At 63.3% G+C, this 13,017-nt stretch carries 11 protein-coding genes; 2 read left to right on the top strand and 9 right to left on the bottom strand.

The window, feature by feature from the left end:
• Positions 1–37: 37 nt before the first annotated feature.
• From JC616_RS04760 to ccoN, 7 genes are all read right to left on the bottom strand, one after another.
• Positions 38–457, bottom strand: coding sequence for a YbaY family lipoprotein (locus JC616_RS04760; protein WP_227106993.1), 420 nt, complete (start codon positions 455–457; stop codon positions 38–40).
• Complete coding sequence (locus JC616_RS04765) at positions 457–984, bottom strand: FixH family protein (protein WP_107798188.1); 528 nt, start codon at positions 982–984, stop codon at positions 457–459. Before JC616_RS04765 ends, JC616_RS04760 begins: the two co-directional genes overlap by 1 nt.
• Positions 985–987: 3 nt before the next feature.
• On the bottom strand, positions 988–2,439 hold the full coding sequence (gene ccoG, locus JC616_RS04770) for a cytochrome c oxidase accessory protein CcoG (RefSeq protein ID WP_227106994.1): 1,452 nt from the start codon (positions 2,437–2,439) through the stop codon (positions 988–990).
• Between the two features lie 155 nt (positions 2,440–2,594).
• A complete protein-coding gene (gene ccoP, locus JC616_RS04775) occupies positions 2,595–3,512 on the bottom strand; it encodes a cytochrome-c oxidase, cbb3-type subunit III (RefSeq protein WP_227106995.1) in 918 nt (305 codons plus the stop codon).
• Positions 3,509–3,700: a cbb3-type cytochrome oxidase subunit 3 gene (locus JC616_RS04780; protein ID WP_048410958.1), complete on the bottom strand. Its 192-nt coding sequence runs from the start codon at positions 3,698–3,700 to the stop codon at positions 3,509–3,511. Before JC616_RS04780 ends, ccoP begins: the two co-directional genes overlap by 4 nt.
• A 3-nt stretch (positions 3,701–3,703) precedes the next feature.
• A complete protein-coding gene (ccoO, locus tag JC616_RS04785; RefSeq protein ID WP_019102681.1) occupies positions 3,704–4,318 on the bottom strand; it encodes a cytochrome-c oxidase, cbb3-type subunit II in 615 nt (204 codons plus the stop codon).
• A 16-nt stretch (positions 4,319–4,334) separates the two neighbouring features.
• Positions 4,335–5,759 carry a cytochrome-c oxidase, cbb3-type subunit I gene (gene ccoN / locus JC616_RS04790; protein ID WP_107798190.1) on the bottom strand — a complete coding sequence of 475 codons (1,425 nt, stop codon included), beginning with the start codon at positions 5,757–5,759 and terminating at the stop codon, positions 4,335–4,337.
• A 472-nt stretch (positions 5,760–6,231) separates the two neighbouring features.
• Here ccoN and JC616_RS04795 point away from each other — a divergent pair, with 472 nt between their 5' ends.
• Positions 6,232–8,010 (top strand): M61 family metallopeptidase, encoded by a 1,779-nt coding sequence (locus JC616_RS04795; RefSeq protein WP_227106996.1) that lies wholly within the window; start codon positions 6,232–6,234, stop codon positions 8,008–8,010.
• An 82-nt stretch (positions 8,011–8,092) separates the two neighbouring features.
• A complete protein-coding gene (gene pepN, locus JC616_RS04800; protein WP_227106997.1) occupies positions 8,093–10,717 on the top strand; it encodes an aminopeptidase N in 2,625 nt (874 codons plus the stop codon).
• Positions 10,718–10,797: 80 nt separating this feature from the next.
• On the opposite strand, the gene JC616_RS04805 is transcribed toward pepN, so the two are convergent.
• Both JC616_RS04805 and JC616_RS04810 read right to left on the bottom strand, forming a co-directional pair.
• On the bottom strand, positions 10,798–11,229 hold the full coding sequence (locus JC616_RS04805) for an Hsp20/alpha crystallin family protein (protein WP_227106998.1): 432 nt from the start codon (positions 11,227–11,229) through the stop codon (positions 10,798–10,800).
• Positions 11,230–11,346: 117 nt separating this feature from the next.
• A complete protein-coding gene (locus tag JC616_RS04810) occupies positions 11,347–13,017 on the bottom strand; it encodes an SgrR family transcriptional regulator (RefSeq protein WP_227106999.1) in 1,671 nt (556 codons plus the stop codon).

Consider the following 13,017-nt stretch of genomic DNA (forward strand, 5'->3'; position numbering starts at 1 on the left):
GCGGGAAGCAGGGCCGGGAGGCGGAGCGCTTCGGCGTTTAATTGCCGCCGACGGTGTCCAGCCTCAGCTGCGGGTGTTCGTCGGCGCCGGCGCGCAGCACCTCGGTCTGGCGGCTGCTGTTGTAGCGCAGTTCGCCGTCAACGAAGATCTGGCCTTCCACCACGTAGCGGCCGTCGGGTTTGATCGCCTGCTTGTCGTAGCACAGGGAGAAGTCCGCCGGGATGCTGCGCGGCTTTTCCAGGATTTGCTCGGCCAGCAGCTGCGGCGGCGCGTCCTGACGGCTTTGATCCAGCAGGCGAACCTTGACCAGCACGTCCTTGGCCTGGGACAGCGTCGCGCTCTGCTGCGGCGCGATATTGCCGGTCAGGTAGGCGGGCACGAAGCCGCCGGCGTGGGCGGCGCTCATGGCCAGGCCCAGAGTCAGCGCGCACAGGGCGCGGAACCATCGCGTCATCATCAGTCCGCCGGCTCCAGGTTGGGGTGGCCCAGCGAGACGGTCTGGCCTTCAGCCGGCTTCCACTCGCCCTGCAGCCGCCATTGCTTGGCCTGGTCTTCCAGCAGGATGTACCAGTGGTTGGCCTTGACCGGAACCGTCGGCAGCGTGGCCTGGTAGAGATTGGGGCCGGCTTGGCGCATATCCACTTGTTGGTCGAAGTCGTCCTGAGCCGGATGCACCATGCGCATGGTGATGGTGGCGGGCAGCGCCACCTTGCTGGTGGTGATCAGCCGCAGCGTGCGCTGATCCGAGCCCACCATCAGCTGCGCGCTCAGGCCCATATTGAAGGCTTGCTTGTCGCGGCGCAGCTCCATATTGATGGCCTTGCCCTTTTTGTAATAGTCGTCGGTGACCAGGCCGTCGTCGGTGCGGATCGCGGTGGCGAGGAACATCACGCCGACGATGACGGAAATCAGCGGCAGGCCGAACAGAATCCAGGGCCAGGGCTCGCGGTACCAGGGGCGCGGAGCAGGGTGGGTGTGCTGCATGTATTACTCTCCGATGAAGCTGGACTTCTCTTCCACTTGCAGGGAAGGGTTGTTGATGGACTCGATCAGGAAGCGGATCTCGTGGCTGCCCTTGGTCGCGTACTGCGGATCGGCCTGGACGTGAACGGTGACGTCGGTGTTGCCGGTGGCCGCGACAGCGATGTCCTTGCGGTCGGCCTGCACTTTCAGGCCGGGCAAGCCCGATGCTGTGATCCTGAAATGCTGATTCTGTTCCGTAGTATTGATAATTTTAATGATATAGGTGTTTTCCAGCCAGCCGGCATCGGTTTCGCGCACCAGCGAGGCGCGGTCGCGCAGCACGTCCACCTTGAAGGGCTTGCGCATCAGCATGGAGCCGATGGAGGTGGCGATAACGACGCTGAGCACCAGCGTATACAGTATCACGCGCGGGCGCTTGAGCCGGGAGGCGATGGCCTTTTCCGGGTATTTGCCTTCCAGCGCGTTTTCCGTGGTGTAACGGATCAGGCCGCGCGGATAGGCCATTTTATCCATCACCTCGTCGCAGGCGTCGATGCAGGCCGCGCAGCCTATGCACTCGTATTGCAGGCCGTTGCGGATGTCTATGCCCACCGGGCAGACTTGAACGCAGATGCTGCAGTTGATGCAGGCGCCCAGACCCTGTTCCTTCGGGTCGCTGCCTTTCTTGCGCGCGCCGCGCGGCTCGCCGCGCTTTTCGTCATAGGAAATGATCAGAGTGTCGGCGTCGAACATCACGCTCTGGAAGCGCGCGTACGGGCACATGTATTTGCAGACCTGCTCGCGCATGAAGTTGGCCAGCAGATAGGTGAAGCCGGCGTAGAAGAACATCCAGAACGCTTCCCAGGGCCCGTAGTCGAAGCGCGGCGCGGCGGCCACCAGATCGCGGATCGGCGTGAAGTAGCCCACCAGGGTGAAGCCGGTCCACAGCGAGAACAGGATCATCAAGGCGTGCTTGGTGAATTTGAGACGAAATTTGCGCAAGCTCATCGGCGACTTGTCCAGCTTGATGCGCTTGTTGCGGTCGCCTTCCACCCATTGCTCTATCCACAGCATGATTTCGGTGTAGACCGTCTGCGGACAGGAATAACCGCACCACAGCCGGCCGGCGATGGTGGTCCAGGTGAACAGGGCGAAGGCGCAGCACATCAGCAGCGCGGCCAGATAGACGAAGTCCTGCGGCCAGATGGTGAGGCCGAACAGGTGGAATTTGCGTTCGATCAGGTCGAAATGCAGCGCCTGGCGTCCGTTCCAGCTCAGCCAGGGCAGGCCGAGGAAGACCAGCTGGGTGCCTATGACGAAGAGCACGCGCAGATTGTTGAACAGGCCTTTGACGGCGCGCGGATAGATCTTGATATGCGACTCGTACAGAGAAACGGTCTCGGTGGCGTCGGGCTGCTGGCCGGCCTGGCGCGGCGGTTCGACCTTGATCGGAATTTCCTTGAGCGAATCGGACATGGGCGTTTCCTTCTCTGCGGATTTGGCCAAAGCCATGCGCGGCATGGACTTGGCGAAATGCGCGGCTGCGTCGGAGCGGAGATGTTATATGAAATCATATAACATCCTCGCGAAAGAATACTGCCCGCGTGAGCGGGCAGTAGGTCGGCACCGGTTTATTGCGGCGCTTTGGGGTTGTTGGACAAGCCCCAGACGTAAGCGGTCAACAGATGCACCTTGCCTTCACCCAGGAAGTCTTTCCAGGCCGGCATCTGGTTGTTGCGGCCGTTGGTGATGGTTTCGATGATGGTTTTCTCGCTGCCGCCGTACAGCCAGTTGTTGTCGGTCAGATTGGGCGCGCCCAGCTGCGGGTTGCCCTTGCCGTCCGCGCCGTGGCAGGCGATACAGACCGTGGCGAAGGTTTCCTTGCCGCGCACCGCGCGCTCCGCGTCATGCTTGCGCTTGGACAGGGAAAGCACGTAGTTGGCCACGTCCTTGACCTTTTCCTCGCCGAACGCCGCGCCCCAGGCCGGCATCTGGCCGTGACGGCCTTCGGAGATGGTGGTATGGATGGTCTTGATGTCACCGCCCCACAGCCACTTGTTGTCGGTCAGGTTGGGGAAGCCCTTGGCGCCGCGGGCGTCGGAACCGTGGCACTGCACGCAGTAGGTCTGGAACAGGCGCTTGCCCATTTCCTGAGCCTTGGGATCCGCGGCCACGGCCTTGACGTCCTGCTTCAGGAACTGGTCGTACAGCGGCTGATACTTGGCTTCCGCCTGTGCGCGTTCCTTCTTGTACTGGTCTACCGAGGTCCAGCCGAACATGCCTTTCCAGGTACCGAGGCCGGGATACAGGATCAGATAGACCACGGCGAAGGCCAGGGTCACGTAGAACATCAGCATCCACCAGCGCGGCAGCGGGTGGTTGTACTCGGAGAGGTCGCCGTCCCACACGTGGCCGGTGATCTCCACCTGTTCGCCCTTTTGCACCTTGATCTTGGATTGCGAAAACACCAGATAGGTCAGCCAGACGAGGCCGCCCAGCACGATCGCGGTGATCCAGATGTTCCAGAATTCGCTCACGAAATCACTCATTTTCTTGCTCCGTTGGAAGCTTGGTCTTGTTCCGCTTCCTGCACCTTGTCGTCGTCGAGGAAGGGCAGGTTGGCCGCGTCCTCATACCGGTTCTTGGAGCGCTTGCTGTAGGCGATGCCCAGCACCACGATGAAGAATGCAAAGCACACTACCGTGAACAGCGAGCGTCCGATGGTTACCCAGTCCATGGCTTAACGAACGTTCTTCAAGGCAAGGCCCAGGCCTTGCAGGTAAGCGACCAGCACGTCCATTTCCGACTTGCCCTCCACCTGGGCCTTGGCCTCGGCGATGTCCTTGTCGGTATAGGGAACGCCCACCAGGCGCAGCGCCTTCATCTTGGTCGGCACAATGTCGGCGTCGGCCAGATTCTTGGCCAGCCACGGGAAGGCCGGCATATTGGACTCGGGAACCACGTCGCGCGGGTTGATCAGGTGCACGCGGTGCCATTCGTCGGAGTAACGGGCGCCCACGCGGGCCAGGTCCGGACCGGTGCGCTTGGAGCCCCACAGGAAGGGGTGGTCGTACACCGATTCGCCGGCCACGGAGTAGTGGCCATAGCGCTCGGTTTCAGCGCGGAACGGACGGATCATCTGCGTGTGGCAGGTATGGCAGCCTTCGCGGATGTAGATGTCGCGGCCGGCCAGCTGCACGGCGGTGTAGGGCTTGACGCCGGCCACCGGCTGAGTGGTCGATTTCTGGAAGGCCAGCGGCAGAATTTCCACCAGACCGGCCACGCTGACGACCAGCAGGGTGAACACGATCAGATAGCCGACGTGTTCTTCGATCAGTTTTTGTATCTTATCCATGATGTTTCCTTGCGCCTCAATGAGCGTGGGCGGTGATGGCCGGGATCTTGGCGTCTACGGCACGGCCCGCGGTTACGGTGCGGAAGGTGTTGTAGGCCATCAGGAACATGCCGAGCAGGTACAGGAAGCCGCCGAGCAGACGCACGAAGTGGTACGGATAGGTGGCCTTGACCGCCTCTACGAAGGCGTAGGTCAGGGTGCCGTCCGGGTTCAGCGCGCGCCACATCAGGCCCTGGGTCACGCCGGAGATCCACAGCGCGGCGATGTACAGCACCACGCCGACGGTGGCGAGCCAGAAATGGGCTTCAACCAGCTTCAGGCTGAACATGGATTCGCGGCCGAACAGGCGCGGAATCAGGTAGTACATGGAACCGATGGTGATGAAGCCCACCCAGCCCAGCGCGCCGGAGTGCACATGGCCGATGGTCCAGTCGGTGTAGTGGGACAAGGCGTTGACGGTCTTGATCGACATCATCGGGCCTTCGAAGGTGGACATGCCGTAGAAGGACAGCGAGACCACCAGGAATTTCAACACCGGATCGGTGCGCAGCTTATGCCAGGCGCCGGACAGCGTCATGATGCCGTTGATCATGCCGCCCCAGCTCGGAGCCAGCAGCACCAGGGAGAACACCATGCCTACGGACTGGGTCCAGTCAGGCAGGCTGGTGTAATGCAGGTGGTGAGGACCGGCCCACATATAGGTGAAGATCAGCGCCCAGAAGTGCACCACGGACAGGCGGTAGGAGTAAACCGGACGGCCGGCCTGTTTCGGGATGAAGTAGTACATCATGCCCAGGAAGGCGGCGGTCAGGAAGAAGCCCACGGCGTTGTGGCCGTACCACCATTGCACCATGGCGTCCACGGCGCCGGAGTAGGCGGAGTAGGATTTCCACAGCGACACCGGCACGAAGGCGGAGTTGACGATGTGCAGCAGGGCCACGGCCAGGATGAAGGCGCCGTAGAACCAGTTGGCCACGTAGATGTGCTTGACCTTGCGGATGGCGATGGTGCCGAAGAAAACGATGGCGTAAACAACCCAGATCACCGCGATCAGCAGTTTGATCGGCCATTCCAGCTCGGCGTATTCCTTGCTGGTGGTCAGGCCCAGCGGCAAGGTGATGGCGGCCAGCACGATCACCAGCTGCCAGCCCCAGAAGGTGAAGGCGGCGAGCTTGTCGGAGATCAGCCGGACGTTACAGGTACGCTGCACCACGTAATAGGAGGTGGCGAACAGGCCGCAACCGCCAAAGGCGAAGATGACCGCATTGGTGTGCAGAGGACGCAGGCGGCCAAAGTGGAACCAGGGGCCGAAGTTCAATTCGGGCCACACCAGTTGGGCCGCAATGATGACGCCCACCAACATACCGACAATGCCCCACACGACGGTCATGATGGCAAATTGGCGCACCACCTTATAGTTATAAGTGGATTGCGTTTCCATTTAGGGTTTTCTCCAAGGTTGCTAACTCAGAACGTGACATATCTAATCGGCGGCTTGAAGTCCGGGAAACTGTCCCCATCTGTACCGATGTGACTGTATCCAGACGATGCCGCAGGGAAAACGACTTTTATTAAAATCAAGCGCTTGACCCAGATCGCAGCGGTACTGATGTCTGTATTAGCAGTTCATCCCGTATTGCGACAGCGCAATTTCCCCATTTAGTTAACCCGGCATTCTAAATCAATTACCCATATCGGGCCAGTTTGGACGGCCGGGGGATGTCGCTTTCCCATTTGTCTTTATTTATGTCTCAAGCGAGCGTGACAGTTCTTGCAAATACTGTTGCTACTGACCGAGATTGTATTGTCTGGCGGCCCAGCCTTCTTGACCTGGATCAAGATGTCATAAAACGCAGCGTTTACCCGCGGCAAGTGCTAAAATCAGAAGGTTTTGCAACGATTGCAGGCAGATCATGACCGTTTCCGTCCGCTACACCCTATGTCCGAGCGCCCCGGAGGCGCATCTTTTCGAGGTCGTCCTGACCGTTTCCCGGCCCGCCAAGAATGGCCAGATTTTCTCATTGCCGGCGTGGATTCCCGGCAGTTACATGATCCGGGAGTTCTCCAAACATATTGTGGAAATTCGCGCGGAATCCGCGGGAAAAGCGGTGCGGCTGGTCCAGCTGACAAAAAACAGTTGGCAAGCCGCGCCAGTCAAGGGCTCGTTGGTTCTACGCTATAAAGTTTATGCGTTTGATCTGTCGGTGCGCGGCGCTTATCTGGACGCGCAGCGCGGCTTCTATAACGGCAGCAGCGTTTTCCTGGCGGCGGACGGCTACGAGAACGAGGCTTGCGAGGTGGAGATCCTGCCGCCGGAAGGCAAGGCCTACGCCGATTGGAAGGTGGCGACCAGCTTGCCGGCGCGCGGCGCGGACAAGAAAACCGGCTTCGGCGGCTATCAGGCCGCCTCTTACGACGAGTTGATCGACCACCCGGTGGAACTGGGCGCTTTCGAACGCGTCAGCTTCAAAGCCTGCGGCGTGCCGCACGAATTCGTCGTCTCCGGCCGCTTCCGCGCCGACCTCAAGCGCCTGGCGCGCGACGCCAAGAAAATCTGCGAATACCAGATCAAGCTGTTCGGCGAGCCGGCGCCCTTCGAGCGCTACGTGTTCATGCTTTTCGTCGGCAAGGACATCTACGGCGGCCTGGAGCATCGCGCCTCCACCGCGCTGGTGGCCAACCGCGACGACTTGCCGCAGCAGGGCGTCGAGGAGATCGGCGACGGCTATCTGAAGCTGCTGGGCCTGATCAGCCACGAATATTTCCACAGCTGGAACGTCAAGCGGATGAAGCCGGCGGCGTTCACGCCCTACGATCTGAACCAGGAAGGCTATACCCGTCTGCTGTGGGCCTTCGAGGGCATCACCTCCTATTACGACGACTTGAGCCTGGTGCGTTGCGGCCTGATAGACGAGAAGCGCTATCTGGGCCTGCTGGCGGAAACCATCAGCGGCGTCGAGCGCGGCGCCGGCCGCTTGAAGCAGACGCTGGAGCAATCCAGCTTCGAAGCGTGGACCAAGTACTATCGACAAGACGAAAACAGCCCCAACAGCATCGTCAGCTATTACACCAAGGGCGCGCTGGCCGCGCTGGCGCTGGACCTGACCATACGCCGCGACAGCCAGGGCCGTCAGTCGCTGGACGACGTGATGCGCGCGCTGTGGCGCAAATGGCTGGACGACGGCAAGGGCCTGGCCGAGGACGAGTGGGAAAGCCAGGCGCAGGCCGTCACCGGCCTGGACCTCAAGGCCTTTTTCGATCGCGCGCTGCGCGGCGTTGAGTCCCTGCCGCTGGCCGAACTGTTGGCGGCCCAGGGCGTGGAGCTGCGCTTCGAGCCGGCGGCCAACGCCGGCGACCGCGGCGGCCTGGCGTTGAGCGGCAAGCCTGCGCCGGCCAGCCTGGGGGTCAAGGCCGTGGCCGAGGCCCAGGGCGTGCGCGTGCTCAATGTCTACGACGGCGGCGCGGCGCAAGGCGCCGGCCTGTCCGGCGGCGACGTGATCGTGGCCATAGACAAGCTCAAGGCCGTGGACCTGGACAAGGCGCTGGCGCGCTACCAGCCCGGCGATAAGCTGAAACTGCACTGGTTCCGCCGCGACGAACTGATCAGCGCGCAAGTGGAATTGCAAGCCGCTCCTGCCGACGCCTGCCGCCTGCTGTTGCAGGACGGCGGCGCGCAGTGGCTGCGCCGCTAATATTCATCGGGTCGGCGCCGCTGCCCGGCGTCGTCCCCCTCCAGCCAAGACCGGCGCAGCCGGCATCGAAGGAGACGTAGACATGGCTCAACAGCCGCAAGTCAAGTACCGCAACGACTACGCAGCCCCCGCTTTTCTGATCGACCGCGTCGATCTGAGCTTCGACATTGAAGACGACGCCACCCGCGTGCACGCGCGTCTGGTGGTGACCCGCAACGACAAGGCCGTGCGCCAGGACGATCTGGTGCTGGACGGCAGCGCCGCATTGGTGGCGGTGACGCTGGACGGCGAACGCCTGGGCGAAGGCGGCTACGCGCTGGCCGACGATCAACTGACCGTGCGCGGCGTGCCGGACAGCTTCATCCTGGAAGTGGAAACCGAGATCGATCCGGCGGCCAACACCAGTCTGATGGGCTTGTACGCGTCCAACGGCAATCTGTTCACCCAATGCGAGCCGGAAGGCTTCCGCAAAATCACCTATTACCTGGACCGTCCCGACGTGATGGCAAAGTTCACCACCACCATCATGGCGGACAAGCATAAATTCCCGGTGCTGCTCTCCAACGGCAACAAGGTGGGCGAGGGCATGGTGGACAAGAAGCGTCACTGGGTGAAGTGGGTGGACCCGTACAAGAAGCCGTCTTATCTGTTCGCCTTGGTGGCCGGCAAGCTGACGGCGCTGAAGGACAAGTTCGTCACCATGCGCGGCCGTGAAGTGGCGCTGGAGATCTGGACCGAACCGGCCGATCAGGACAAGACCCAGCACGCGATGGAGTCCCTGAAGCACTCGATGAAGTGGGACGAGCAGCGCTTCGGCCTGGAATACGATCTGGACATCTATATGATCGTCGCCGTCGGCGACTTCAATATGGGCGCGATGGAGAACAAGGGCCTCAACGTCTTCAACACCAAGTACGTGCTGGCACGCAAGGACACCGCCACCGACGCCGACTTCCAGGGCGTGGAGCGGGTGATCGGCCATGAATACTTCCACAACTGGACCGGCAACCGCGTCACCTGCCGCGACTGGTTCCAGCTGTCGCTGAAGGAAGGCCTGACCGTGTTCCGCGACCAGGAGTTCGGCGCCGACATGAGCAGCCGCGCGGTCAAGCGCATCGAGGACGTCAAGGGCCTGCGCGCTCATCAGTTCCCGGAGGACGCGGGCCCCACCTCCCATCCCATCCGCCCGGACAGCTATATCGAGATGAATAATTTCTACACCATGACGGTGTATGAAAAAGGCGCGGAAGTGGTGCGCATGTATCACACCTTGCTGGGCGAAGCCGGCTTCCGCAAGGGCATGGATCTGTATTTCAAACGCCATGACGGCCAGGCGGTGACCTGCGACGACTTCCGCGCGGCGATGGCCGACGCCAACGACGTGGACCTGGGTCAGTTCGGCCTGTGGTACAGCCAGGCCGGCACCCCGGTGCTCAGCGTCAGCGGCCGTTACGACAGCGTGGCGCGCAGCTACACCCTGAACGTGCGCCAATCCTGCCCGGCCACCCCGGGCCAGGAGCAGAAGCAGCCCTTCCACATCCCGCTGGCCCTGGGTCTGGTGGGCGCGGACGGCGCCGACCTGCCGCTGCGGATGGAAGGCGAGGCCGAGGCGCAGGGCGGCACCCGGGTGCTGGACGTCAAGGCGGCGGAGCAGAGCTTCACCTTCGTCGACGTGCCGGCTGAGCCGGTGCCTTCGCTGCTGCGCGGCTTCTCCGCGCCGGTGAAGCTGGATTTCGATTGGCGCGACGACCAACTGGCTTTCCTGATGGCCAACGACAGCGACAGCTTCAGCCGCTGGGAGGCCGGCCAGACCTTGGCCGAGCGCCTGTTCAAGCAGCTGTTGACGACGCTGGCCGCCGGCGGCGAGCTGAAGTTGCCGGAAACCTTCGTCTCCGCCTTCCGCGCGGTGCTCAAGGACCATGTCGCCGATCCGGCGTTCAAGGCCTTGATGCTGGCTCTGCCTTCCGAGGCGGAAATCCTGGAGATGGTGGAGGCGGCCGATCCGGCGAGCATCCATCAGGTGCGCGATTTCGTGCTGGACGAGCTGGCGCAGGCGCTGCGCGGCGAGTGGCGCGAGGCGTACGAGCTGAGCCAGACCCGCGATTACAAGCCGCAGGACGCCGGTAAGCGCGATCTGAAGAACCGCGCGCTGGCCATGCTGAACCGCCTGGACGACGCCTGGCCGGCGGAGGCCGCCTCCAAGCAGTGCCAGGAGGCGGACAATATGACCGACCAGATGGGCGCGATGCTGGCCTTGCGCGATCGCGACGGCGCCGAGCGCGACGATTGCTTCACCGCCTTCGCCGCCCGCTGGCAGGGCGACGCGCTGGTGATGGACAAGTTCTTCATGCTGGTGGCCAGCAGCCAACTGCCGGGCACGCTGGAGCATGTGCAGGCGGCGATGCAGCATCCGGCCTTCACCTTGAAGAACCCCAATAAGGCGCGCGCGCTGATCGGCACCTTCGGCGCCAATATGGCCTTGTTCCACGCCGCCGACGGCAGCGGCTATCGCTTCCTCGCCGATCAGGTGCTGGCGCTGGACGCGATCAATCCGCAGGTGGCCAGCCGCATCGTCAACGCCTTCCGCCGACTGAAGAAGCTGGAGCCGGCGCGTCAGGCGCTGATGCGCGAGCAGTTGCAGCGCCTGGCCGGGCAAACGCTGTCCAAGGACGTGTACGAGATCGTGTCCAAGATTTTGGAAGCCTGAGTCGTCTCGCGCCGCTCAACACAAAGCCCCGGTTTCAAACCGGGGCTTTTTTCATGGCGGCTTGGGTTGCCCGGCGCGGCTTATTCTACGCGCAGCCGTTGCCCGCCCTGTCCGCCTTGTTTCTTCGGCAGCGTCAGGCTGAGCACGCCGTTTTCATACTTGGCGCTGGCCGCGTTGCGTTCGATCTCGGCCGGCAGCTGGAAGCTGCGCGACACCGCGCCGTAAAACCGCTCGGTGCGCAGCGGGCGTTCGTCCTTGCGCTCGCTGTCCGTCTGACGCACTTCCGCCTTGATGGTGACCAGCGGGCCGTCCACTTCCACATGGATATCCTCCTTGCCGACGCCGGGGATTTCCGCGTGAACGGTGAACAGGGTTTCGGATTCCCTCACGTCGATCTTGATCTGGCTGGGCAGGGGATCGCCGTGCAGCGGCTTGATGAAAAAGCCGGGGCTGAAGTCGCGGAACAGTTCGTCAAACAGGCTAACATTGCCGCGGGAAGGCAGGATGTTCATCTCACTCTCCTTTTAGATCAATGGATTAGGTGTAAAACGGGCCCTGTTGTCGATATAGGGACGCCGCGCGGATTCTCAAGCCCCGGCGCGGGCGGAATGTGGCGGGACGCGCGCGTATCAGTCCGATTGGACAGGTCTCAGCCACAGGCCGGCGAAATCGGTCCAGCCGTTTTCGCTCATTTGCAGGCCGGCCAGCTGGGGACTGGCCTGATGGCCCTGGCGCTCATGCGATAGCGGCAGCACCCAGCCCTCGGCGCACAGCCAGTCGCCGATGGCGGCGTAACCGGCCATCCGCTGTTGGGTGTCCGGCTGGCGCTGGATGTCCTGCAATTGCGCGTTCAGCCGCGCCTGCGCCGCCGCGCCCAGGCCGCGCTGCAACGGTTGCCGGGTGCCCAGCCATTCGTGGCAGCTGTAGTCGCGATCGTCGTGCAAGACCTCGCTGCACAACATCAGATCGGCCTGCCGCCACCAGTCCTGATCGTGAAAAAAGGCGCGCCGGCTGAGGGCGTGGATCTCCAGGTCGATGGACAGGGCGGCCAGGCGCTGGCGGATGGCGGCGGCCAGCGGCGGAAAGCAGGGCAGGTCGTAATGGAACAGGCGCAGGCGGGGGCGGTCCAGCCGGGGGCGGCGCTCGGCTCGCGGCAAGGGATGTCGCCAGCCCGGCAGCAGGCCGGCCGCCGGCGTCTGCAGAACGTCGTTGGCCTGGACCAACGCGGGCTCGGCCAGCCAGCGCATCAGCGGAGCGCGCTCGCTATCCGGCAAGGCCGGGTTCAGCAGCAAATAGGTGCAGGCCGATTGCAGCGTGCCGTTGGCGTCGTCGTTGGCGTAATCCAGGCGCAGGTGGAAGTCCTGGCCGTCGTCGCCGGAGGGAATGAACCAGAGCTCGATCTCGTCCAGCAGCGCCCGCTCGCGGTAATGGGCGGCGAAGGCGGCCAGGCTCAGCCGCTGCTCGCTGTGGCGCAGCGCCCGGAACGGACCGCTGCCCACCGGCAGGCGTTCGAAGTCGGCGCCGCGCCGCAAGGGGACGATGGAGCTGTTGGCGGTGGCCAGCCGCTGCGGCCATAGAAAATCTCCGTCGTCCAAGCGGCAGCTGAAGGACAGCGGATCGTGGACCTCGACCGCGCTCAGGTGGCGGTATTGCCGCTGATAAGGATTGTCGGATTCGCGCAGTCGCAGCAGGCTGGCGGCCGCGGCGTCGGCCTGCAAGGGCGAGCCGTCGTGGAATTGCAGGCCGGGGCGCAGCCAGAAGCGCCAGCGCCTGGCCGCGGCGTCGCTTTCCCAGTGATGGGCCAGGCCGCCCTGCAGGCTTTGCAGCGCGCGGTCGAAACGGCATAGCCGGTCGAATATCTGCCGGACCAGATGGGATTCCAGCCGGCCGCTGACGGTGACCGGGTCCAGGCTCAGCGGCGCATGCGGTATCGGGATGCGCAGGCAGCGGCCTTGCGCGGCGCTGCCCAGGTATTGCGGCAGCGCGCTCAGCAATTGTTCGCGCCGCTGCGGCGGCAATTGGGCGAAGGCCTGCTCCAGCTTGCCGTCGCGCAGCAAGCGCTGCAGACGCTGCCATTCCAGCTGTTCCGGCGGGCAGAGCAGGCTTAGCCGCGATTTGCGGCCGCGCCCCCGGCCCGGCTCCCAGGCCAGCCAGCCGCGCTCGCGCATCTTGGCCAGCTGCAGCCGGGCGTTGCGCTCGCTGCAGTCCCACAGCGCGCACAGCTCGGCCAGCCCCGGCTGGGCGGGCTGCCGGCCGGCGTAGGCCTGGTGCAGCGCCTGATATTGTCGTTCCAGCTTCAT

It is taken from the genome of Chromobacterium rhizoryzae, from assembly GCF_020544465.1.
Classification (GTDB): domain Bacteria; phylum Pseudomonadota; class Gammaproteobacteria; order Burkholderiales; family Chromobacteriaceae; genus Chromobacterium.